The sequence below is a fragment of the Stenotrophomonas panacihumi genome (assembly GCF_001431645.1).
GTDB lineage: Bacteria > Pseudomonadota > Gammaproteobacteria > Xanthomonadales > Xanthomonadaceae > Stenotrophomonas_A > Stenotrophomonas_A panacihumi.
Window position 1 is genome coordinate 74,636 of the sequence record NZ_LLXU01000050.1, and the last position, 23,022, is coordinate 97,657.

Annotated in this window: 22 protein-coding genes; 18 read left to right on the forward strand and 4 right to left on the reverse strand. The window is 70.4% G+C overall.

Annotation, left to right across the window (positions count from 1 at the left end; all coding sequences use genetic code 11):
• The first annotated feature begins 2 nt into the window (after window positions 1-2).
• Window positions 3-917: an AEC family transporter gene (locus tag ARC20_RS02810; RefSeq protein ID WP_057643986.1), complete on the forward strand. Its 915-nt coding sequence runs from the start codon at window positions 3-5 to the stop codon at window positions 915-917.
• Window positions 918-920: 3 nt separating this feature from the next.
• Here the strand turns inward: ARC20_RS02810 and ARC20_RS02815 are convergent, their stop codons facing one another.
• Entirely contained in the window at window positions 921-2,402 is a 1,482-nt protein-coding gene (locus ARC20_RS02815; protein ID WP_057643990.1) for an AAA family ATPase, read from the reverse strand.
• Between the two features lie 125 nt (window positions 2,403-2,527).
• Here ARC20_RS02815 and ARC20_RS02820 point away from each other — a divergent pair, with 125 nt between their 5' ends.
• From ARC20_RS02820 to ARC20_RS02860, 9 genes are all read left to right on the forward strand, one after another.
• Entirely contained in the window at window positions 2,528-3,157 is a 630-nt protein-coding gene (locus tag ARC20_RS02820) for a ParA family protein (protein ID WP_057643994.1), read from the forward strand.
• A 21-nt stretch (window positions 3,158-3,178) separates the two neighbouring features.
• Window positions 3,179-3,655, forward strand: a complete 477-nt coding sequence (locus ARC20_RS02825; RefSeq protein WP_057643996.1) for a SixA phosphatase family protein — start codon at window positions 3,179-3,181, stop codon at window positions 3,653-3,655.
• Between the two features lie 80 nt (window positions 3,656-3,735).
• Window positions 3,736-4,269, forward strand: a complete 534-nt coding sequence (locus ARC20_RS02830) for a YceI family protein (RefSeq protein ID WP_057644127.1) — start codon at window positions 3,736-3,738, stop codon at window positions 4,267-4,269.
• 17 nt (window positions 4,270-4,286) lie between these two features.
• Complete coding sequence (locus ARC20_RS02835) at window positions 4,287-6,269, forward strand: phospholipase D family protein (RefSeq protein WP_057644130.1); 1,983 nt, start codon at window positions 4,287-4,289, stop codon at window positions 6,267-6,269.
• Window positions 6,270-6,287: 18 nt separating this feature from the next.
• Window positions 6,288-6,719, forward strand: coding sequence for a hotdog fold thioesterase (locus ARC20_RS02840; protein ID WP_057643999.1), 432 nt, complete (start codon window positions 6,288-6,290; stop codon window positions 6,717-6,719).
• Window positions 6,720-6,839: 120 nt separating this feature from the next.
• On the forward strand, window positions 6,840-7,643 hold the full coding sequence (locus tag ARC20_RS02845; protein WP_057644002.1) for a lysophospholipid acyltransferase family protein: 804 nt from the start codon (window positions 6,840-6,842) through the stop codon (window positions 7,641-7,643).
• Window positions 7,644-7,714: 71 nt separating this feature from the next.
• On the forward strand, window positions 7,715-8,701 hold the full coding sequence (locus ARC20_RS02850; RefSeq protein ID WP_425478450.1) for a YheT family hydrolase: 987 nt from the start codon (window positions 7,715-7,717) through the stop codon (window positions 8,699-8,701).
• A gap of 59 nt (window positions 8,702-8,760) precedes the next feature.
• A complete protein-coding gene (locus tag ARC20_RS02855; protein ID WP_057644005.1) occupies window positions 8,761-10,839 on the forward strand; it encodes a tetratricopeptide repeat protein in 2,079 nt (692 codons plus the stop codon).
• A 29-nt stretch (window positions 10,840-10,868) separates the two neighbouring features.
• Window positions 10,869-11,483 carry a YbhB/YbcL family Raf kinase inhibitor-like protein gene (locus tag ARC20_RS02860; protein WP_057644009.1) on the forward strand — a complete coding sequence of 205 codons (615 nt, stop codon included), beginning with the start codon at window positions 10,869-10,871 and terminating at the stop codon, window positions 11,481-11,483.
• A gap of 42 nt (window positions 11,484-11,525) precedes the next feature.
• Here ARC20_RS02860 and ARC20_RS02865 read toward each other — a convergent pair whose 3' ends face one another.
• Both ARC20_RS02865 and ARC20_RS02870 read right to left on the reverse strand, forming a co-directional pair.
• A complete protein-coding gene (locus ARC20_RS02865) occupies window positions 11,526-12,332 on the reverse strand; it encodes an META and DUF4377 domain-containing protein (protein WP_057644137.1) in 807 nt (268 codons plus the stop codon).
• Between the two features lie 100 nt (window positions 12,333-12,432).
• The gene (locus ARC20_RS02870; RefSeq protein WP_057644012.1) at window positions 12,433-13,224 is read right to left on the reverse strand and encodes an undecaprenyl-diphosphate phosphatase; all 792 of its coding nucleotides are present in this window, start codon (window positions 13,222-13,224) and stop codon (window positions 12,433-12,435) included.
• A gap of 219 nt (window positions 13,225-13,443) precedes the next feature.
• On the opposite strand from ARC20_RS02870, the gene glnA reads away from it, so the two are divergent.
• The 8 genes from glnA to ARC20_RS02910 all read left to right on the forward strand — a co-directional run bounded on the left by glnA (window position 13,444) and on the right by ARC20_RS02910 (window position 21,841).
• A complete protein-coding gene (gene glnA, locus ARC20_RS02875; protein ID WP_057644015.1) occupies window positions 13,444-14,853 on the forward strand; it encodes a type I glutamate--ammonia ligase in 1,410 nt (469 codons plus the stop codon).
• A 332-nt stretch (window positions 14,854-15,185) separates the two neighbouring features.
• Window positions 15,186-15,524: a P-II family nitrogen regulator gene (locus ARC20_RS02880; RefSeq protein WP_057644140.1), complete on the forward strand. Its 339-nt coding sequence runs from the start codon at window positions 15,186-15,188 to the stop codon at window positions 15,522-15,524.
• Window positions 15,525-15,592: 68 nt separating this feature from the next.
• A complete protein-coding gene (locus tag ARC20_RS02885; protein ID WP_425478452.1) occupies window positions 15,593-17,017 on the forward strand; it encodes an ammonium transporter in 1,425 nt (474 codons plus the stop codon).
• Between the two features lie 209 nt (window positions 17,018-17,226).
• On the forward strand, window positions 17,227-17,973 hold the full coding sequence (locus tag ARC20_RS02890; protein ID WP_057644020.1) for an N-acetylmuramoyl-L-alanine amidase: 747 nt from the start codon (window positions 17,227-17,229) through the stop codon (window positions 17,971-17,973).
• Window positions 17,974-18,042: 69 nt separating this feature from the next.
• Window positions 18,043-19,098: a two-component system sensor histidine kinase NtrB gene (locus ARC20_RS02895; RefSeq protein WP_057644025.1), complete on the forward strand. Its 1,056-nt coding sequence runs from the start codon at window positions 18,043-18,045 to the stop codon at window positions 19,096-19,098.
• Window positions 19,091-20,512 carry a nitrogen regulation protein NR(I) gene (gene ntrC, locus ARC20_RS02900; RefSeq protein WP_057644028.1) on the forward strand — a complete coding sequence of 474 codons (1,422 nt, stop codon included), beginning with the start codon at window positions 19,091-19,093 and terminating at the stop codon, window positions 20,510-20,512. The genes ARC20_RS02895 and ntrC overlap by 8 nt, the downstream gene beginning before the upstream one ends.
• Window positions 20,513-20,588: 76 nt before the next feature.
• The gene (locus ARC20_RS02905; protein WP_057644031.1) at window positions 20,589-21,152 is read left to right on the forward strand and encodes a superoxide dismutase family protein; all 564 of its coding nucleotides are present in this window, start codon (window positions 20,589-20,591) and stop codon (window positions 21,150-21,152) included.
• Between the two features lie 56 nt (window positions 21,153-21,208).
• Window positions 21,209-21,841, forward strand: a complete 633-nt coding sequence (locus ARC20_RS02910) for a superoxide dismutase family protein (protein WP_057644034.1) — start codon at window positions 21,209-21,211, stop codon at window positions 21,839-21,841.
• Between the two features lie 235 nt (window positions 21,842-22,076).
• Here ARC20_RS02910 and ARC20_RS02915 read toward each other — a convergent pair whose 3' ends face one another.
• Entirely contained in the window at window positions 22,077-22,961 is an 885-nt protein-coding gene (locus ARC20_RS02915; RefSeq protein ID WP_057644037.1) for a hypothetical protein, read from the reverse strand.
• Between the last annotated feature and the right edge of the window lie 61 nt (window positions 22,962-23,022).

Below are 23,022 nucleotides of genomic sequence, written 5' to 3' on the forward strand. Positions count from 1 at the left end.
CCATGGCCCTGGATGCTTTCGCGCTCATCCTGCTGACCCTCGGCCTGGGCCTGCTGTTCGCCCGCCTGCGCGTATTGCCGGAGAACAGTGCCGACGTGCTCAACCGCGTCGTGCTGTATCTGTGCCTGCCGGCCGCGGTGCTCACCTACGTGCCGCGCCTGCACCTGGACCGCTCGCTGCTGGGGCTCATCGCCACGCCGTGGATACTGGCGGCGGCCACCGTGGCGCTGGTGACGCTGTGCACGCGCGCGCTGAAGCTGCGTCGCGACGAGCACGCCGTGCTGCTGATGTGCGTGGGGCTGAGCAATTCCAGCTTCATCGGCTACCCGATGATCCGCGCGTTGCTTGGCGACCATGCGCTGCCCTACGCGGTGGTCTACGACCAGTTCGGCACCTTCGTGCTGCTGTCGACCTTCGGCCTGTACGTGCTGGCCCGCTACAGCGGCGACACTCCGCCGACGACGAAGCAGATCCTGCTGCGCATCGTGCGCTTCCCGCCGCTGTGGGCGCTGTTGCTGGCGCTGACGGTGATGCCCGAACAGCCGCCGGCGTGGATCGGCGCGGCGCTCAAGAGCCTCTCCGACGCGATGCTGCCGCTGGTGATGCTGGCCGTGGGCTTCTCGCTGCAACTGCGGCTGCCGCCTTCCGAACTGCGCCCGCTCGGCGCCGGCCTGCTGCTCAAGCTGCTGGTGCTGCCGCTGCTGGCGTGGCCGTTGTCGCTGGCGTTCGGCCTGCAGGGCGAACGGCTGCAGGCGAACGTGCTGGAAACCGCGATGCCGACGATGATCACCGCCGCCGCGCTGGCGATCTCCCACCGGCTGGCGCCGCGGCTGGCCGCGGCGATGGTCGGCTACAGCATCCTGCTCTCTCTGCTGACCCTGCCGGCCTGGGCCTGGGTGCTCGCGCGCTGGGGCTGAGGCTCAGTCCGCCGGCACCGTGCGCTCGGCGGCCCACTCGCGCAGCGCCTGCACCTGTTCGGCCATCAACACCGACAGCGGGCGGGTCGCGCGGATTTCCTGCATCAGCAGCGTGTCGTCCAGCGGGCGCTGCTCGGCGTGCGCGGCATACAGGCCCGAGACGATGGCCTGTTCGATCTCCGCGCCGGAAAAGCCCTGGCTGGCGGCGGCCAGCGCCGGCAGCGCGAAGCCGTCCGCGTCCAGCCCGCGCCGTCCCAGGTGCAGGCGCAACAGCTCCACGCGGGTGTCGGGGGTCGGCAGGTCGACGAAGAAGATCTCGTCGAAACGGCCCTTGCGCAGCAGTTCGGCCGGCAGCTCCTGGACCTGGTTGGCGGTGGCCACGATGAACACCTGGCTCTCGCGCTCGGCCATCCAGGTCAGCAGGTAGCCCAGCACGCGCCGCGATACCCCGCCGTCCTCGCCGCCGCTGGCCAGGCCCTTCTCGATCTCGTCGATCCACAGCACGCACGGGGCCAGCTGTTCGGCCGAGGCCAGCGCGTCGCGCAGGTTCTTCTCGGTTTCGCCGTGGTACTTGTTGTAGAGGCTGCCGAAATCCAGCCGCAGCAGCGGCACGCCGAAACCGGCGGCGGTGGCCTTGGCCAGCATCGACTTGCCGCAGCCCTGCACGCCGAGCAGCAGCACGCCCTTGGGCGGGTCCAGCCCGGCCGGCCCGTTGCCGGAGACGAACGCGGCGCGGCGCTGGTTGATCCAGCGCTTGAGCCGGTTGGCGCCGGCCACGTCGGCGAAGCGCGCGTTGTCGTATTCGTAATGCAGGTGGCCGCTGCGGTTGAGCAGCTCGAACTTCAGCTTGGCCAGCTGCGGCAGGTCGTCCTGGCCGAGCACGCCGTCGTTGAAGATCAGCTGGCGGGCGATGCGCCGCGCGTCGCGCAGGCCCAGCCCCTTGAGGTTGCGCAGGATCTGCTGGGCGACCTCGCTGTCCACCTCCACGCGGCGGCCGCCGTGTTCGCGGGCGTAGTCGGCCGCTTCCTCGCGGAGCATCTTGAGCAGCGCGTGGGCGTCGGGCAGGTGCGGGCTGAAGCGGGTCGCCAGCGGCTCCAGCTCCGGCGGCAGCTCGACCTTGGCCCCGATCATCACCAACACGTGCGGCTCGCAGTGGCGGCGCTCGAGGATGTCGCGCAGCAGCCGCTGGTGCGAGGCGTAGCCCAGGTAGGGGTGGACGTCGAGGAGCAGGTAGACGCCGCGCTGGTCGGCCTGGCGAATCATCTGCAGCATCGCGCTGGCGTCCGGCGGGCCCTGCGCGGGGTCCTCGCGGTCCAGGTCGATCCGGCGCAGGCCCTCGGTGATCGTCCAGCGGTACAGGGCGCGCCAGACCTGCATCAGGCTCTGCCGGAACAGCTCGACGATCCGCTGCTCCTCCTGGGTCTCGATGACGATCAACGGCGTGCTCGCGCGGATCAGCGCGGTCAGGTCCTGCAGCTCACTCATGGGCGCTCCTTTGCGGGCGCCAACATAGCAGGGGCGGGCAGCGGGAAGGAACGAGCACGCCTCGACTATCTCCTCACCGAGTGCCGGTGTACGCTCGGCGCAGGTTCAGGCAAAGCGAGGCGTGCATGAAGACGTTCCTGGTAGCCGGCTCCAAGGGCGGGGTTGGCAAGACCACGATCGCCACCAACCTGGCGGCCCACGCCGCCCTCCAAGGCCGGCGCACGGTGCTGGCCGACGCCGATCCACAGCAATCCTCGATGCGCTGGGCCGAACGCCGCGCCGGGCTGGAGAGCGCGGTCCTGCCGATCGACGCCACCCGCCGGCGGCAATGGGACGCCCAGCTGCCCGACGACGCCGACCAGCTCATCATCGACGCCCCCGCCGGCGCGATGGCCGACGACCTCACCCCTTTCCTGGAGCGGGCCGACGCGGTGGTGGTGCCGGTGATGGCCTCGGCGCTGGACATCGAAGCGGTGGTCGGGTTCCTCAACACCCTGGCCAAGGTGCCGCGCATCCACCAGCGCAAGCTGCCGGTGGGCCTGGTGCTCAACCGCAGCAAGCCCTGGACGCAGACGACCCAGCAGGCCGTGGAGATGATCGGCGGCTGGCCGTACCCGCTGGTCGCCCAGCTGCGCGACACCCAGGCCTACGTGGTGCTGGCCGGCCTCGGTCGCAGCCTGTTCGACTACCGCTCGGCCCAGGTGCGCGAGCACCAGCAGGACTGGGAACCGCTGCTGAAATGGCTCAAGGCCTGATCCACCCCTGACGGATATCCCATGCGCGAACTGATCCTGCTGCGTCACGCCCACGCTGAACCGGCCGACACGGGCCAGGCCGATTTCGACCGTCCCCTTTCGCCCCATGGCCTGGCCGAGGCCGAAGCGGCCGGGGCCTGGCTGCGCGAACAGCGCCTGGTCCCCGACCGCGTGCTGTGCTCGCCGGCGCGGCGTGCCCGCGAGACCCTGGAGGCGGTGCTCGGCCTGACCGGCTACATCGAGCAGCGCCTGGAGGACCGCATCTATGAAGCGACCCCGGGCACGCTGGCGGCCCTGGTCGACGAACACCGCGAGTGCGAGCGCCTGCTGCTGGTGGGCCACAACCCGGGCCTGGAACGGCTGGTGGCGCTGATGCACAGCGGCCAGTCCGGCGACTACCGCGGCATGCCCACCGCCTCGGTGGCCCTGCTGGCACTGCCGCTGGAGGCGGCCATCGAGCCGGGTATCGCCCGGCTGACCGCCTTCTGGTGGCCCTGACGCCCGCACGCGCGGCCTGCCTGGGGCTGGCGCTGCTGTGGGCGCGGCCGGCGGCGGCGCAGCCGGCGGTTCCCGCGTCGGTGGCCCCCGCCGCCACGCCCGCCGGCGCCCAGCGCCTGGCGCTGGACGTGGCGCGCTCGCGTTGCGGTTTCGAAATCCGCACCCGCTTCGGCCAGAAGATCGAAGGCTTCTTCCCGCGCTTCGACGGCGAGGTGCTCAAGCTCGCCGACGGCCGCCACCAGGTGCGCCTGCGCATGGATGCCCGGCAGGTCGAGATTCCCGGCAAGCCGCGCTACACGGCGTGGATGCGCGGCGAGGAATTCTTCGACGTGGAGCGCTTCCCGCTGGTCGAGTTCGACTCTGAACCGTACGACCCCGGCATGACCGTGCGCGGCGGCGACATCGTCGGCCGGCTCAGCATCCGCGGCATCAGCCACACCGAAACGCTGACCGTCATGCCGGCCGAGTGCCCCCGCGCCGGTTATGATTGCGATGTGATCAGTCGCGGCACCGTCCTGCGGGGACGTTACGGAATGGATAGCTGGCAGGTAGCCCTGGGCGACAGGGTGACCTTCATCCTGCGTGCGCGTCTGCAGGAGGCGCCCGGGCCGTGAACCGCTTCTGGAGGTGCCTGCTGCCGCTGGCCCTGGTGCTGACGGTGAGCGGTTGCGCCGGCCTGTCGCACAGCCAGCGCGACCGCGCGGCGGCGATCGCGGCCGCGGCGCGCGATACCACCGTGACCTGCACGCGCGACGACCGCTGCGCCGAGCCCTCGCCGCTGCGCGCGCTGGGCGGCCGGGCCATGGCCGAGTCCACCGAGGCGCAGCCGCGCCACTACGCCACCATCCTGGACCATGGCGAGGAAGCCCTGGTCGCGCGGCTGAACCTGATCCACAGCGCCACCCGCAGCATCGACCTGCAGACCTACATCTTCGACAAGGACGACAGCGCCCGCCTGGTGATGGACGCGCTGCTGGACGCGGCGCGGCGCGGGGTGAAGGTGCGCGTGCTGATCGACCAGCTCTCGGCGATCTCCGACCTGGAGATCCTCGGCGCGCTGTCCGGGGCGCACGAGAACTTCGAGCTGCGCATCTACAACCCGACCTTCGGCAAGGCCAAGCTCAACTACTTCGACTATGCCGGCAGCGTGCTGTGCTGCTTCCGCCGCTTCAACCAGCGCATGCACAACAAGCTGCTGGTGATCGACAGCGTCATCGGCGTGGTGGGCGGGCGCAACTACCAGGACGACTATTACGACTGGGACGCCGAGTACAACTTCCGCGACCGCGACGTGATCGTCGCCGGCCCGGAGGCGCGTCGCATGGCCGACAACTTCGAGGCGTTCTGGCGCGCCCAGCGCAGCGTGCCGGCCGAGCGGCTCAACGACGTCGGGCGAACGCTGCTGCGCGAAGGCGTGCCGGCGATGCCGCCGGCGCTGTTGCTGCACCCGGACCGGATCGAGCGGGTACAGGAGGAGGCCGCCGACAACGGCTTCATCGCCGAGCGCTTCGTCGACACCGCGCTGCCGGTGCGCAACGTGCTCTACGTGGCCGACCTGCCGCAGAAGCACCGCAAGGAGCATGCGAAACAGGCGGTATCCACCGCGCCGGAGCTGGACGGGCTGATCGCCGGCGCGCAGAAGGAAGTGATCCTGCAGACGCCGTACCTGGTGCTGTCCGACCCGGCGCAGGAGATCTTCCGCGACCTGCGCGCGCGCCAGGACGCGCCGCGCATCGTGGTCTCCACCAACAGCCTGGCCGCCACCGACAATCCGGTCGTCTACGCGCTCTCCTACAAGTACAAGCGCCGCAACCTGCGCGAGCTGGGCTTCAACATCTACGAATACAAGCCGTTCCCGCTGGATGCGCCGGTCGACTACGAGAACCTGGTGCGCCTGCCGCTGGGCGGCATGGGCGCCGGCAACCGCGAGAACCGGGTGGTCGGCGGCAGCGCGGTGGGCAATGCGGTGCGCGGCAGCAGCGGCGCGCCGGGCGGCGGTGACCGCGATCGGGAGCGCGACCGCGACCGCGACCGCAAGGCGGGCGGCAGCGAGGTCGATCGCCGCGTGCAGCGCGCCGAGACCCGGCCTTCCTTCCTCAGCACCCGCCCCTCGAGCCGGCCGCTGCCGGTGACCCGCGAGGGCGCGCGCATGGGCCTGCATGCCAAGTCGCTGGTGGTCGACCGCCGGGTCGGGGTGATCGGCACCCACAACTTCGACCCGCGCAGCGAGAACTACAACACCGAAGGCGCGGTGGTGATCGACGACCCGGCCTTCGCCCAGGCGCTGGCCGCCAGCATCGAGCGCGACATGGAGCCGGAGAATTCGTGGGTGGTGGCCCCGCGCGGCAAGCCGCCGGTGCTGTCGGGGCTGAACTACAGCGTCGGCAAGGTGTCCGAAGCCCTGCCCATCCTCGATATCTGGCCGTGGCGCTACGCCACCAACTACGAATTCAAGCCCGGGCCGGAGTGCCCCTGGCCGCTGCGCCGGCAGGACCCGAAGTTCCTGCAGTGCTACCAGCCGGTCGGCGACTTCCCGGAGGTCAACGTCGGGCCGAAGTGGCTGCTGGTGCGCATGCTGACCGCCTTCGGCGCCGGGCTGGTGCCCATCCTCTAGCCGTCCAGGAGACTGACCATGGTGTTCCGCGAACCGGTGTCCATCGACGCCCTCAATGCCCTGAGCCGGGGCAACATGCTCGAACACCTGGACATCGTGTTCACCGCGGCCGGCGAGGACTGGATCAGCGCCACCATGCCGGTCGACGCGCGCACCCGCCAGCCCTATGGCCTGCTGCACGGCGGCGCCTCGGTGGTGCTGGCCGAGACCCTGGGCAGCAGCGCCGGCAACCTGTGCGTGGATACGGCCCGGCAGATGTGCGTGGGCGTGGAGATCAACGCCAACCACATCCGCGCGGTCACCGACGGCCGGGTCACCGGCACCGCCCGCGCCCTGCACGTGGGCCGCAGCCTGCACGTGTGGGAGATCGGCATCGTCGACGAACAGGGGCGGCGGGTCTGCGCCTCGCGCCTGACCCTGGCCGTGGTGCCGCGCCCCGGCGCGGCCTGAGCCCGGGCGGGCCGTGCCGCCGCTGGAACACGCCTGACCGGCCATGTGACTGCGCACGGCGGCCAGTGCTGCCACAATAGCCCCGTTCCTTCCCCATGCGTTTCCGGTAACGTCCCTGAAATGAGCGAGTCATCCCTGTCCGCTACGCGCGACGCCGGCGGCACGCTGCGTTGGTTCCGGTACCTGTATCGGGTGCCGCTGCTGCTCCTGCACGTGGTCCTCGGGCTGCCGGTCACCATGGCCTGCATCGTGGTGCCGCCGCTGGCGCGCATCCGCTTCGGCGCCGACGACACCCTGGAACAGGTGATGATCCGCTGGTGGCAGGGCAACCTGATGCGCATCTTCGGTTTCCGCCTGCGCCGCTTCGGCACGCCGCTGCCCGGCCCGACCCTGTTCGTGGCCAACCACGTCTGCTGGATCGACATCTCCATCCTGCACAGCCAGCGGGTGATGGGCTTCGTGGCCAAGCGCGAGATCGCCGGCTGGCCGCTGGTCGGCTGGCTGGCCGCGCGCGGCCAGACCATCTTCCACCAGCGCGGCAGCACCGAGTCGCTGGGCGGCGTGCTGCAGGAAATGCTGGTGCGCCTGCGCGAGGGCAAGTCGGTGGGCGTGTTCCCGGAAGGGCGCACGCGCGGCGGGCATGAGGTCGGCCCGTTCCATGCACGCATCTTCCAGGCCGCGGTCGAGGCACAGGTGCCGGTGCAGCCGGTGGCGCTGCGCTATGGCGAGCACGGCAACGCGCAGACCATCGTCGCCTTCGGGGCGCGCGAAAGCTTCTTCGCCAATTTCCTGCGCCTGCTCGGCGAACCTTCGCGGGTGGCCGAGGTCCATTTCCTGCAGCCGATCGCCGCCCATGACGTGGAAGGCCGCCGGCGCATTGCCGAAACATCCCGCGCGCGCATCGTCGCCGCCATGGAGTCCTGAGACGCCGTGGCGCTGCGGCCCCGCCCGCGCAACCGTTCTTTCCGGCACCCCCACGCCGAAGGGATCCGTCCATGTTGAGCGCCGACCAGTACCAGCCCCCACGCTGGTTGCGTAACCCGCACGTGCAGTCCGTCCTGGGTTCCAGCGTGCTGCGGCGACGACGCGGCCAGCAGCTGCTGAGCGCCAGCGGCGCGGTCAGCACGTCCCACATCCTCGACGGCGGCGACGGCGTGCGCCTGCAGGGCTGGCTCGACGTGCCCCGCGACCTCGCCCCGCGCGCCACCGTGCTGCTGCTGCACGGCTGGGAAGGCAGCGCCGATTCCAGCTACATGCGCATGACCTCCGCGCGCCTGCTGGGCATGGGCTACCAGGTGTTCCGGCTGAACTTCCGCGACCACGGCGGCACCCACCACCTCAACGTCGACCTGTTCCATTCCGACCGCATCGACGAAGTGGTCAACGCCGCCTGCGACCTGTGGCAGCGCTTCCCGTCGCCGCGCCTGCTCGCCGCCGGCTACTCGCTGGGCGGCAACCACGTCCTGCGCCTGGCCCTGCGTGCCCCGGCCGCCGGCCTGCCGCTGGAACGCGTGGCCGCCGTGTGCCCGCTGCTGGACCCGGGCCGGACGATGGAGAGCATCGCCGCCGGCCCGCAGATCTACGACTGGTATTTCCGCCGCAAGTGGCGCGAATCGCTGCTGCGCAAGCGCGCGCTGTTTCCCGAACAGCACCACTACGACGATGCCACCCTGGCCCTGGACATGCGTGGCCTGATGGCCTGGCTGGCCGAACGCCACACCCGGCATGGCTCGCTGCAGGCGTATTTCGACAGCTACTCCATCGCCGGCGACCGCCTGGCGCCGCTGCAGCTGCCCTCGGACATCCTGATGGCCGAGGACGACCCGGTGATCCCGTTCGACGATTTCCAGCACTGGCACCTGCCGGCCCACGCGCACCTGGAGATCGCCCATTGGGGCGGCCATTGCGGCTTCCTGGAGAACGCGCGCGGCGACGGTTTCGCCGAGCGCTGGGTGGCCGAACGGCTGGGCCCGGCGCCCTGAGCCGGGCACGCCGGCGGCGGCCGCTACAATAGGGGTTTGCCCTTCGAGCCGGACGCCCCATGCAAGACCAGATCATCCAAGCCCTGCGCCGCAACGCGGCAGACGACGCCGTGGCCCTGGCCCGCGACTGGGTGGCCGCCGAAGGCGAGAACGCGCGCACGCTGCGCTGGCTGGCGTTGTCGCTGCAGCAGCAGGGCCACGCCGATGAGGCGCTGTCCACGCTGCGCCAGGCCATCGCGCTGGCGCCGGACGATGCCGACCTGCACCTGATGCAGGCCGGCCTGCTGCTGGCGCTGCGCGAGACCGGCGCCGCCGGCGCGGCGCTGAGCCGCACCACCGCGCTGGATCCGAACCAGTTCGAGGCCTACGTGATGCAGGCGCACTTGGCCATCGCCCGCGCCGACATGGACGAGGCCGACCGCATCAGCCGCCTGGCCGCGCGCGTGAAGCCCGATCACCCGCAGGTGCTCACGATCGACGGCATCGTGGCGCTGCGCCGCGGTGATGCCGATCGCGCGCTGGCGCTGCTGAGCCGCGCCGCCGAGCACATGCCCGACAACCCGCAGGTGCTGTTCGCGCTGGGCTTCGCCTACCTCGGCAAGGAGCACTACGCCTTCGCCGAGCGCGCCTTCGCGCGCGTCATCGACATGCAGCCGCCGGGCACGCAGCTGCGCGCCTTCATGGCGCAGCTGGCTTTCCGCCAGGGCCGCGTCGGCGATGCCATCGAAGTGCTGGATGGCGTGATGGCGCTGCCGGACGGCGACACGCCGGTCATGCGCCGCCTCGCCGGCGAATACCGGCTGCGCGCCGGCCAGCCGGCCGAGGCGGTGGTGCACCTGCGTCGCGCGCTGGAAACCGGCACGGCCGACCGCGCGGTGCTGCAGCCGCTGCTGGTGGCGTGGCAGCAGCTCGGTGCCGATGACGAAGCGCGCGACGTGCTCGATGCCACGCTGTCGCGGCAGCCGCGCGCCAACGACGCGTGGGTCGCGCGCCTGGCGCTGGCGCCGGTGGGCGGCGAGGAATCGCTGGAAGTGGCCGAGCGCTGGGTCGAGGCGATGCCGGAGTTCGTGCCGGCGCTGGAAACGCTGATGCGCGTGCACGACCTGCGGGGCCATCCGGACGAAGCCGAGATGGTCGCGCGGCAGATCGTGGCCATCGAGCCGGGCCGCATCAGCGGCGAGCAGCGCATCGTGGAAGCGCTGCTGCAGCGTGATCCGCCGGCGGCGATCGCCTGCGTGCAGTCGCTGATCGAGGGCCTGGCCGAGCGCGACCGCACCGTGCTGCGCCCGTGGCTGGCGCAGGTGCAGGACCGCGCCGGCGAACACGCCGCCGCGCTGGCCACCTGGATGGAATTCCATGGCGAGCAGGCCCAGCACCGCCTGCCGCTGCCGCCGCATTCGGGCAACCCGCCGGCGCAGTGGCCGGCGCTGGCCGAGGTGCCGGCGGAAGTGTCCGCGCGCCCGTTGTTCCTGTGGGGCGCGCCGGGCTCGCACGTCGAGCGCGTGGCGCAGGTGATGGCCGCGGCCAGCCCGGTCATGCGCCGCGACCGTTTCGGCCAGCCGGCGCCCAACGACGCGCTGCAGAGCTACCGCACCGTCACCGAGCTGTCCAAGCCCAAGGGCAAGGTCAGCGCGGCGCAGGTCGTGGGCAGCTTCAAGAGCACGCTGCCCGCGCGCGGCATCCAGGACGGCAACGTCATCGACTGGCTGCTGTGGTGGGACAACAGCCTGCTGCTCGCCCTGCGCCCGTACCTGCCCGAAGGCCGCCTGGCCATCGTGCTGCGTGACCCGCGCGACATGCTGATGGACTGGATCGCCTTCGGCGCGCCGATGCCGCTGGCCGTGCGTTCGGCCGAGGAGGCCGCGCGCTGGCTGGTGGAGAGCCTCTCGCAGGTGGCCACGCTGCACGAGCAGGACCTGTATCCGCACCGGCTGCTGCGCCTGGATGGCATCGAGGACAACCCGCAGGCCATCGCCGAGCTGCTGCAGCAGGCGTTCGGCGTGCCGTTCCCGGTGCTGCCGTCGCTGGGCGCGTCGCGCATGGCCGCCGGCCACTGGCGCGCCTACCGCGACCTGCTCGCCAACGAACTCGCGCTGCTCACGCCGGTGGCCGTGCGCCTCGGCTACGCCGCCGAGTGACGCCTTTCCCCCCCGAAGGAGATTCCCGCATGCGCCTGACCACCACCAGCTTCCAGAACGGGCAGCCGATCCCCGGCGAGTTCGCCATGGGCGTGCCGACCGGCTTCGGCGGCAACCGCAACCCGCAGCTGGCCTGGGACGACGTGCCCGCCGGCACGCGTTCGTTCGCGCTGCTGTGCATCGACCCGGACGTGCCGACCGTGCCCGAGCTCGTCGGCCGCGATGACGTGGAGATTCCGCTGGACCAGCCGCGCACCGAGTTCGTGCACTGGGCGATGGTGGATATCGGCGCGGACGTACGCGAGATCGCCGCGGGCAGCGCGAGCGAGGGCATCACCGCCAAGGGCAAGACCGCGCCGAGCGGCCCCGCCGGCGCGCGCCAGGGCTTGAACAGCTACACGCAGTGGTTTGCCGGCGATGCGCAGATGGGCGGCGATTACCTGGGCTACGACGGCCCGTACCCGCCGTTCAACGACCAGCGCCTGCACCGCTACTTCTTCCGCCTGTTCGCGCTGGACGTGGCCACGCTCGACGTGCCGCCGCGTTTCACCGCCCGCGATGTGCTGCGTGCGGTGCACGGGCACGTGCTGGGCGAAGCGACCGTGTGGGGCACCTACACGCTCAACGCGAAGCTGGCCGGTTGACCCCGGCCTGCGCGTCGCGGCCTGGCCGCGACGCGCACCGTGTCACTTGACCTGCTCGGTCTCCACGACCAGGTCGAGCACATACACTTTCGAGGACGCATCGGCCGGCGGGTTCGGCCGCGTGTAGCGCTTGAGCCGCAGCACGTTGCGCACGCCGTCCTGGTGGGCATAGCCCTCGATGTCGTCGTAGAAGTTCTGCCATTCGCCGGGCGCGCCCTGGCGCAGGCCCTGCGCGTCGTAACGCACCTCGCGCACCTGCAGGCACTGCTTGTCCTTGATCATCGGATGCGGGCAGGGCTTCGTCTGCGGCGCCACTTCCAGGAACACCGTCTCGGCCTCGCCGTAGCGGCTTTGCGCGGTTTCCTCGCCGGTGAAGCGCAACACCGTGCCGTCGCGACGCGTGAGCACCAGCGCGGGCGCGGCGGCATCCAGCGCGAACGCGTACTCGCCGCTCAGCAGTTCGCTGGCCGCGCGTTCCTGCGCGGTCTTCGCCGCGTCCGTGCAGGCCATCATGGTCGAGGCCATGCGGCCGAAGGAAAGCTTGTCACCGGCCAGCGTGTAGCCGCCGGACATGCGGTTGCACAGGTGGTCCACCGAGACGCGGCCATCGGCGAAATCGAGCTGGATCGGCGGATCGCCGGCGAACAGGGCCGTCAACTTCTGGCCGCGGCCGTCGGCAGCTTCGGCCAGTCGCCAGTGGAAGCGGGCCAGCGAGGCGGCGGCATCACCCTGGGGGGCGGGCGCGGCGCTCGCCGCGGGCGCTGTCGCCACCGGTGCGGTGGGCGCGGGCGTGTTCGGCGCGACGGGTTCGACGGGCGGCTCGGCCTGCTTCTGGCAGGCGGTCAGCATCACGGCGCACAGCAGCCACGGGTATGTCTTCATGGAACGGACTCCTGCCGGGGTTCGCGATGGAATACCCGGCAGGAGGTTCAGCGGCGATGACGACGCCTCAGGCGGCCGGCAGCCACAGCAGCAGGGCCACGCCCAGCACGATGCGATACACCGCGAAGGCGGTGAAGCGGTGCGTCTTGATGTAGCCCAGCAGCCACTTCACCACCGCGAAACCGGTGACCACCGCGGCGGCGAACGCCACGCCGACGTCCAGCCAGTTCTCGTTGCCGATGCCGCCGTGGCGCACCAGTTCCAGGAACGCGTAGGCACTGGCGGCGAACATGGTGGGAATGCCGACCAGGAACACGAATTCGGCGGCCGCCGAGCGCCGGCTCAAGCCCAGCAGCATGGCGATGAAGATCGCCGAGGCCGAGCGCGAGGTGCCGGGAAACACGCCGGCCACCACCTGTGCCAGGCCCACGGCGATGGCGACCTTCCAGGTCACCTCGTCGCGCGGCGGCAGGCGCGAGGCCCAGCTTTCGGCCACGATCATCCACACGCCGCCGATCACCAGCGCCCAGGCCACCGGCACGATGGTTTCCGGCAGCTCCCAGCCGGCCAGGCGCACCGGCAGGCCCACCAGCGCGGTGACCAGGAAGGCCACGGCCAGCTTGGCGACGTAGTCGCGGTTGTCGCGCTCGTGCAGGTGCGTGGCCATGAACCACAGGCGCTTGCGCAGGACCAGGGTGGTGGCGAGGATCGCGCCGGCCTGGATGACGATGTTGAAGAAGTCCGATCGGCGGCCGAGCCAGTGCTCGGCGATCAGCAGGTGGCCGGTACTGGAGACCGGCAGGAACTCGGTGAGGCCTTCGAGGATGCCCAGCAGCAGGGCGGAAAGCAGGTCGGACATCGGTTCAGTGGGGTGGGGAAGGGGCGCTCCAGCATAGAGCATCCGCGGGCGTTCCAATTTGGTGCATTGATGTCGTAACGCACCAATCGGGTGCGGGCGCTTGCACCCACTGTCACCGGCCTGTCATGCAAATCAAGCGCTTACGTACTTCGAAAACTTGGCACGCCGATTGCTTTTCACTTGGCCATCACCGTCACCAAGCCCTCGAGGTTTCATCCGATGTCCCTGCAAAACGTTGAAAAGCTGATCAAGGACAACAAGGTCGAGTTCGTCGACCTGCGTTTCGTCGACATGCGCGGCGTGCAGCAGCATGTCACGTTCCCCGCCAGCATCGTGGAGGCCTCGCTGTTCGAGGAAGGCAAGATGTTCGACGGCAGCTCGATCTCGGGCTGGAAGGGCATCAACGAGTCGGACATGGTCCTGCTGCCGGACGCCGACACCGCCTACCTGGATCCGTTCTACGCCGACCCGACCGTCGTGCTGACCTGCGACATCCTCGACCCGGCCACCATGCAGAGCTACGCCCGCGACCCGCGCGGCATCGCCAAGCGCGCCGAGGCCTACCTGAAGTCCTCCGGCATCGCCGAGCAGGCGTTCTTCGGCCCGGAGCCGGAATTCTTCATCTTCGACTCGGTCCGTTTCGCCAATGAAATGGGCAACACCTTCTTCAAGATCGATTCGGAAGAAGCGGCCTGGAACACCGGCGCCAAGATCGAAGGCGGCAACAGCGGCTACCGTCCGGCGGTGAAGGGCGGTTACTTCCCGGTCCCGCCGACCGACACCCTGCACGACCTGCGCGCGGAAATGGTCAAGACCCTGGAGCAGGTCGGCATCGAGACCGAAGTGCACCACCACGAAGTGGCGACCGCCGGCCAGTGCGAGATCGGCACCAAGTTCAGCTCGCTGGTCAAGAAGGCCGACGAGCTGCTGACCATGAAGTACATCATCAAGAACGTCGCCTTCCGCAACGGGAAGACCGCGACCTTCATGCCGAAGCCGATCGTCGGCGACAACGGCTCGGGCATGCACGTGCACCAGTCGCTGGCCAAGGGCGGCACCAACCTGTTCACCGGCGACGGCTACGGCGGCCTGTCGCAGATGGCGCTGTGGTACATCGGCGGCATCTTCAAGCACGCCAAGGCGATCAACGCGTTCGCCAACTCGGGCACCAACAGCTACAAGCGCCTGGTGCCGGGCTTCGAGGCGCCGGTGATGCTGGCCTACTCGGCGCGCAACCGTTCCGCTTCGTGCCGCATCCCGTGGGTGTCCAACCCGAAGGCGCGCCGCATCGAAATGCGCTTCCCCGACCCGATCCAGTCGGGCTACCTGACCTTCACCGCGCTGATGATGGCCGGCCTGGACGGCATCAAGAACCAGATCGACCCCGGTGCTCCCTCGGACAAGGACCTGTACGACCTGCCGCCGGAAGAAGAGAAGCTGATCCCGCAGGTCTGCTCCTCGCTGGACCAGGCCCTGGAAGCGCTGGACAAGGACCGCGAGTTCCTGAAGGCCGGCGGCGTGATGAGCGACGACTTCATCGACGGCTACATCGCGCTGAAGATGCAGGAAGTGACCAAGTTCCGCGCGGCCACGCACCCGCTCGAATACCAGATGTACTACGCGATCTGATCCACCGTGCAACTGGCGACGACGAAGGCTCCCCCTCCCACCTTCGTCGTCGCCGCCCTCTTCCACGGCTGGGGAGCCGTGGTGGCAGGGTGTTCCACCGCTGCATCACGCAATACCGGGAGAGATCCGTTTTTCCAGGGGCAAGAGAGACCGGATGCCGGTCGCGGGCCTTCGCCCTCTCCCACGATGGTGGATGTCGTCCGCATGCGGATGGTGTTCGCCGGGGGCCCGCTGCCGCTCCGCGCTGAAGGGATGCCGTCGAGGCATCCGGGTGAACGTCGTTGCCGGCCGTCGTCGCGCAGGCCGGTTCCATCCACCATCGGGGTATGCGCATGAAACTGATCACCGCCATCATCCGGCCGTTCAAGCTTGACGAGGTGCGCGAAGCACTCTCGCAGGCAGGCGTGTCGGGCATCACCGTGACCGAAGTGAAAGGCTTCGGTCGCCAGAAGGGCCACACCGAGCTGTATCGCGGCGCCGAGTACGTCGTCGACTTCCTGCCGAAGATCAAGATCGAGACCGTCGTGACCGACGAACGCCTGGACGCCGTGGTCGAGGCGATCCAGTCCGCCGCCGGCACCGGCAAGATCGGCGACGGCAAGATCTTCGTCACCCCGGTCGAACAGGTGGTGCGCATCCGCACCGGCGAAATCGGCGCGGACGCGCTCTAACCCTTCCGGAGGCCCACATGAAGAACGTGCTCGCAGCCGGGTGGAAGACCCGGTTCTATGCTGTTTCCCTGATGATGCTGCTCAGTGCCTTCGCGGCTACCGCGTTCCCGGCGCATGCGCAGGACACCGCGGCGCCGCCGGCGCCCACCACCGAAACCACGCCGGCCCCGACGCCGGAGGTGACGAGCGAACCGCTCGACGCCGCCGCCGCCGCGACCGCCGCACCGGCCGCCGAAGCCCCGGCCGCCGCCGAACCGGAGCCGACCGTCGACAAGGGCGACGTGGCCTGGATGCTGACTTCCACCCTGCTCGTGCTGCTGATGGTCGTGCCCGGCCTGGCGCTGTTCTACGGCGGCATGGTCCGCGCCAAGAACGTGCTCTCGGTGCTGATCCAGGTCGCGGTGGTGTTCTCGCTGATCAGCGTGCTGTGGGTCATCTACGGCTACAGCCTGGCGTTCTCGGGTGAAGGCCCGTGGATCGGCAACCTCGACAAGGCACTGCTCAAGGGCGTGGATGTCACCACGCTGGCCGCCACCTTCACCAAGGGCGTGGCACTGCCGGAATTCGTGTTCGTGGCGTTCCAGTGCACCTTCGCCGGCATCACCGGCGCGCTGATCGTCGGCGCGTTCGCCGAACGCGCGCGCTTCGCCGCGGTGCTGCTGTTCTCGGTGCTGTGGTTCACCTTCGCCTACCTGCCGATGGCGCACATGGTCTGGGCGACCGGTGGCTTCCTGTTCGAGAAGGGCGCGCTGGATTTCGCCGGTGGCACCGTGGTGCACATCAACGCCGGTATCGCCGGCCTGGTGGGCGCGTACTTCGTCGGCAAGCGCACCGGCTTCGGCCGCGAGGCGATCAAGCCGCACAACGTCACCCTGACCTTCGTCGGCGCCTCGCTGCTGTGGGTGGGCTGGTTCGGCTTCAACGCCGGCTCCAACCTGGAAGCCAACGCCGGTGCGGCGCTGGCGTTCCTCAACACGCTGCTGGCCACCGCCGCCGCGGTGCTGGGCTGGTCGCTCACCGAGAAGATCATCAAGGGCAAGTCCTCCGCGCTGGGCGTGGCGTCGGGCATGGTCGCCGGCCTGGTCGGCATCACCCCGGCCTGCGGCACCGTCGGTCCGTTCGGTGCCATCGCCATCGGCTTCATCGCCGGCGTGCTGTGCGTGTGGGGCGTCACCGGCCTCAAGCGCCTGCTCAAGGCCGACGACAGCCTGGACGTGTTCGGCGTGCATGGCCTGGGCGGCATCATCGGCGCCATCCTCACCGGCGTGTTCAGTGCTGCCTCGCTGGGCGGCCAGAAGGGCGATGACTACGACATGCTCGGCCAGGTGTGGATCCAGACCGAAGGCGTGCTGATCACGCTGGGCTGGGTCGGCGCGGTCTCGGTGGTCTCGTTCCTGATCGCCAAGATGGTGTTCGGCCTGCGCGTGAGCGAAGAGTCCGAGCGCGAAGGCCTGGACATCACCGCGCACGGCGAGTCCGCCTACGAGTCCTGATGGGAAATACCGGCCCGCGCCACGCGCGCGGGCCGGGATATCCGCCGGGCCGCTGGCCCGGCGGCGTTCGGAACGGATGCGCTCCCGGGGGCAGGGCCATCCCGCACTGCATGATGTCGAGGTCGATATGCGCCACCGCCCCTGCGAGCCGTCTTCTTCCCGCGCGCCGCGTGGCTTGCATTGCCGGGCCGCTGCCGCTGCAATGGGGCATGACCCGCGCGCTCCGCATCCTGTTGCTTCCGTGCCTGGCCCTGCTGCTGGCGGCGTGCGCCCATGCGCCGCGCAACCCGATGGCGCACTGGGTGCCTTCGTCGAACTTCAACGCCCGCCAGCCGGTGCTCATCGTGATCCACCACACCGAACAGGACTCGGTGCAACAGAGCCTGGACACCCTGCGCACGCGCAACAGCGGCGGGCAGGTCAGCGCGCACTACCTGGTGGGCAAGGACGGTTCGCTCTACCAGCTGGTCTCCGAAGCGGACCGCGCCTGGCATGCCGGCGCCGGGCGCTGGGGCACGATCACCGACGTCAACTCGGCGTCCATCGGCATCGAGCTGGACAATGACGGGCGCTCGCCTTTCCCGCCCGGCCAGGTCGCCACGCTGCTGCGCCTGCTCGACGACCTCTGCACCCGCCTGCGCATCCCGCGCAGCCAGGTCATCGGCCACGCCGATTTGGCGCCGTCGCGCAAGGTCGATCCCAGCCGCTGGTTCCCGTGGCAGCAGCTGGCTGCGGCCGGCTACGGCGAATGGCCCGACCCGGCCGACACCGCCGCGCCCGCCGGTTTCGATCCCTGGCTCGGCCTGCAGGCCGTGGGCTATCCGCTGGACAGCCCGGCCGACGCCGCGCGCGCCTTCCACCGCCACTTCCGTGGCCGCGACGACCTGGGCGACCAGCTCGACGCCGAAGACGCCCGCATCCTGTATTCCCTGCTGCGGCTGCGCCGCCAGCCCTGAGTTCCGCCCGGCGGCGGGTGCGACAAGCGGTTCAGCCGCCCGCGCCCGGCTTTGCACTACATTGGTGCAATGTTGATGAGCGCCTCCGCCCCCCTGCTGGAAAGCCTGGCCACGCCGGTCGCCTGGGCCGGTGCCGAGGGCCGCGTGCTCGGCGTCAATGCCGCCTTTGCCCGCTGGCTGGGCATCAGCGCCCGCCGCTTCCTCGACCAGCCGCTGGCCGCGCTGGAGATCGAGGGTGACGCCCTGGCGCGCTTCATCGACAACGACGAACGCGACGTGCTGCGCCTGCATCGCGTGGCGATCGGCCTGCCGGGCGAGACGCCGCATTTCGCCGAAGGCTGGCTGTCGCGCCTGGACGATGGCGGCTGGCTGCTGGAAGCGCATCCGGTCGACGAATTCCCCTCGCCCGACCCCACCCACGCGCTGCCCAGCGCGCTCAGTGCCGCGCTGAAGGGGCTGGCGCACGAGCTGCGCAATCCGCTCGCTGGCCTGAAGGGCGCCGCGCAGCTGCTGGCGCGGCGCGCGGTGAACCGCGACCAGGACGAGCGCGAGCTGATCGAGCTGATCGGCGCGGAGATCGAACGCCTCAACACGCTGCTCGAACGCCTGCTTTCGCCCGCGCCGGCCGGGCCGCACGACCACCTCAACATCCACGCCGTGCTGGAGCGCGTGCTGCGCCTGGCCGAGAACGAGGCGGGTTGGTCGGTGCGCCTGCAGCGCGACTACGACCCGAGCATCCCGGAAATCCTCGGCGACGCCGATCGCCTCACGCAGGCGGTCTGGAACCTGGTGCGCAATGCGATCCAGGCTGGCGCCAGCACCGTGAGCCTGCGCACGCGCGTGGAGCACGGCCAGCGCATCCGCGACCACGTGCACGCGATGGCGCTGCGGCTGGAGATCGTCGATGACGGCAGCGGCGTGCCGGATGAACTGGCCGAACACCTGTTCCTGCCGCTGGTCAGCGGCCGCGCCGATGGCAGTGGCCTGGGCCTGGCGCTGGCGCAGCAGGTGGCGCGCGAACACCACGGCTCGCTGACCTATCGCTCGCGCCCGGGCCATACCGTTTTCACCTTGTTGTTGCCGCAGCCGGTATTGGACACCGGCAAGGAGCCTGGCCATGTCTGACCCCGCCTCGCAACACATCTGGGTGGTCGACGACGATCGTTCGGTGCGTTTCGTGCTCTCCACCGCGCTGCGCGATGCCGGCTACCAGGTCGATGGCTTCGACAGCGCCGCCGCGGCATTGTCGGCCTTGCGCCAGCGCCCGGCCCCGGACCTGCTGTTCACCGACGTGCGCATGCCCGGCGAGGATGGCCTGGTGCTGCTGGACAAACTCAAGGCCGCGCACCCGCAGCTGCCGGTCATCGTGATGTCGGCCTACACGGACGTAGCCAGCACCGCCGGCGCGTTCCGCGGCGGCGCGCATGAATTCCTGTCCAAGCCGTTCGACCTGGACGATGCGGTGGCGCTGGCCGCGCGCGCGCTGCCGGACGACACCGCCGCCGCGAGCGTGCCGGCGAGCGTGCCGGGCACGCCGCAGCTGATCGGCGACACCCCGGCGATGCGCGCGCTGTTCCGCGCCATCGGCCGCCTGGCGCAGGCGCCGCTGTCGGTGCTGGTCAACGGCGAGACCGGCACCGGCAAGGAACTGGTCGCGCGCGCGCTGCACCAGGAATCGCCGCGTGCGCGCGCGCCGTTCGTCGCGCTGAACACCGCGGCCATTCCCGCCGAACTGCTGGAGAGCGAGCTGTTCGGCCACGAGGCGGGCGCGTTCACCGGCGCGGCCAAGCGCCATATCGGCCGCTTCGAGCAGGCCAACGGCGGCACGCTGTTCCTGGACGAGATCGGCGACATGCCGCTGCCGCTGCAGACGCGCCTGTTGCGCGTGCTGGCGGAGAACGAGTTCTTCCGCGTCGGCGGCCGCGAGTTGATCCGCGTGGACGTGCGCGTGGTCGCCGCGACCCACCAGGACCTCGAAGCGCTGGTCACGCAGGGACGCTTCCGCGCCGATCTGCTGCATCGCCTCGACGTCGTGCGCCTGCACCTGCCGCCGCTGCGCGAACGCCGGGCGGATCTCGCCCAGCTGGCCGACAACTTCCTCGCCATGGCGGCCGCCAAGCTCGACACGCCGCCCAAGCGCCTGTCGACCAAGGCACTCGAAGCGCTGCGCACGCACGACTGGCCGGGCAACGTGCGCGAGCTGGAAAACGTGTGCTGGCGCCTGGCCGCGCTGACCGTCACGGACGTGATTTCGGCCGACGACGTCGAAGCGGCGCTTTCGCGGGGAACGCGCCGCGCCGCGGGTACGGGCGTCGGCGATGGCGCCGACTGGGACGCGCACCTGTCCGAATGGGCACGCCAGCGCCTGGGCGCGGGCGCCGAAGGCCTGCATGCCGAAGCGCGCGAACGCTTCGACCGCGCGCTGCTGGAAGTCGCGCTGCAGTTCACCCAGGGCCGTCGCGCCGAGGCCGCCGCGCGGCTGGGCGTGGGTCGCAACACCGTGACCCGTAAACTGGGGCCGGGACGCCGGCGACGCTGACCTGCGCGGGGCGACCATCATGGCCCCTGCACGCCCGCCCCACTAGCGTGCCGATATCCGGAGGAAACCCGTGCCCGTGAATTGCCGTGTCCTGTCCGTCCTCGCGCTGCTGGCACTGACCGCCTGCAGCAGCGCGCCGCCGTCCAAGCCGCTGCCGACGCTGCCGCCGGCACCGGTGAGCAGCGTGCGGCAGGCCGGAGCGGCGCTGGCCTCGGCCTCGGGCAGCCTGGTGAGCGGGCGCATCGTGCTGTTGCCGATGCCGCAGGGCGTGCGGCTGACCGGCACGGTCGGCGGCCTGCGCGCAGGCGGCAGCTTCGGCTTCCATGTGCACGAGCGCGGCGACTGCAGCGCCGTGGACGCCAGCAGCGCCGGCGCGCACTTCAATCCCACCGCCAGTGCGCATGGGCGCAACGGCGGTGGCCCGCATCATCTCGGCGACATGGACAACCTCGTCGCCGATGCCGAAGGCGTCGTCCACCTGGACTTCGTGCTCGGTGGCGTCGCGCTGGGTACCGGCGCGGGCAATGACATCCTCGGCAGGGCGCTCATCGTCCATGCCGATCCCGACGATTACCGCAGCCAGCCAAGCGGCAATGCCGGCGCACGCCTTGCGTGCGGCGTCATCCGCGCCAGCCGTTGACCCCAGCCGGCGACGACCGGCACCACATTGCCCGATGGGCGAGAGGAGGAAGCACCATGCGCATGATCCCCACCGCGTTGTTCATTGCCACCACGTTGGCACTGGGCGCCTGCAAGCGCGAGGAACCGGCGGCCCCCGCCACCACCGAAGCACCGGCCGACCACGCCGGCCACGACGCAGCCGCACCCGTGGCGCCGACCGCGCCCGAAGCCCCCAGCGCCCCGGCGCCGAGCGCCACCGCCGAGATCAAGCCGACCCAGGGCAACGACTTGAAGGGCAGCGTGACGTTCAAGGTCGTCGACGGCGCGCTGCGCGTCAGCGGCCAGCTGAGCGGCCTGAAGCCGAATAGCGAACACGGCTTCCACATCCACGAGAAGGGCGACTGCAGCGCGCCGGACGGCAGCAGTGCGGGCGGCCACTTCAACCCGGCGCAGAGCCAGCACGGCAACGTCAGCGCCGACCCGCACCATGGCGGCGACATGCCGAACATCACCGCCGATGCGCAGGGCAACGCCACCATCGACGGCCCGGTCTCGAGCAACGTCAACATCGGCAAGGGCGATGACTTCGACATCAGCGGCCACGCGGTGATCGTCCATGCCGACCCGGACGACTACAAGACGCAGCCGACCGGCAACGCGGGTGGTCGCCTCGCATGCGGCGTGATCACCACCACGCCAGCGAACTGATCACGTAATCCAGCAGGGCGGTGCGCAGGCCGCGTCGCGGCTGCAGCCGCTCCTGCAGGAATTCCCGGCGTGACAGCCGGGAATGTATCGGGCGCCCGGTGGGCAAGCCCCATCGGGACCGTAGGCGACATGGATGTCGCCTACGAGCCTCCATGGATGGATTCACGGCGTGTCCCGATGGGGCTTGCCCACCGGGTGCGGCGCGGCAAACCTTCCGGCCGCGCGCTTCTAGCCCTCAAGCCTGCAAAGCAGCCCGCGCATCCTGTCCCGGCTCGATATGCACATAGAGCACCGGCACCCCATGCGCCTCCAGGACCGCGGCCATCTGCCGCTGGCGTGCCAGGTACTGCTCGTACACCAGCTTGAGGCTCTCGCAGTCCGCGCGGTCATGGTTGTAGTACGCGCACCAGCCGGCCGGATCGAACAGCGCCATGCGCGCCTCGCCATCGACATAACGCAGCAGCGGCTCGGGCGAAGCGGCCAGCCATTCGCTGGACTGCGGCGCCAGCAGCGCGGTTTCCAGCAGTGGCCACAGCACGGCCAGCCCCTGGTTGTCGTACTGCATCGACATCATCGCCGCCAGATCGTGCACGGTGAGGTAGCGCGCATGTTCCACCTGCGCGCCGAAGGCTTCCTGTGCCAGCAGCGCCGTATCGGCCTGCGCCATGCCCTGCGCCAGCAGCACGTCTTCCAGCGCCGCCGCCACCTCGGCCACCACCTGCGGATCGCCGGAGAGCAGGAACGGCACCACGCGCAGGCTGCCGCCCGCCAGGCTCGCATCGGCCTTGAACGGCAGCGGCACATCGCCCTGTGCATCGGTACCGAAGGCGAGCAGGCGCGGGCCTTCGTCGCGACCCGGCGCGCGTGCGCGCAACTCGTCCAGGCGGCGATGCAGCGGCCAGCCCGGGCGCAACGCCTCGGCCGGATCGAAATGCGCGCCACCCAGGCTCAGGTCCAGCTCGCGTACCCGCGGCACCCACTGCGCCAGATCACGGCCGATCCGCTCGGCCAGCGCACCGGCCTGCTCGGAAGACAACGCCGGCCGGGCCGGCACGCTGCCGCCCGCCAGTTCGAGGGCCAGGACGCCGATGGCCGTCATGCCGTGTTCGGAATTGCTCATGGGATCGCGGTTGGCCCGTCACGGGGCGGCAGCTACACTGCGCACATTATGCCTGCCTGCC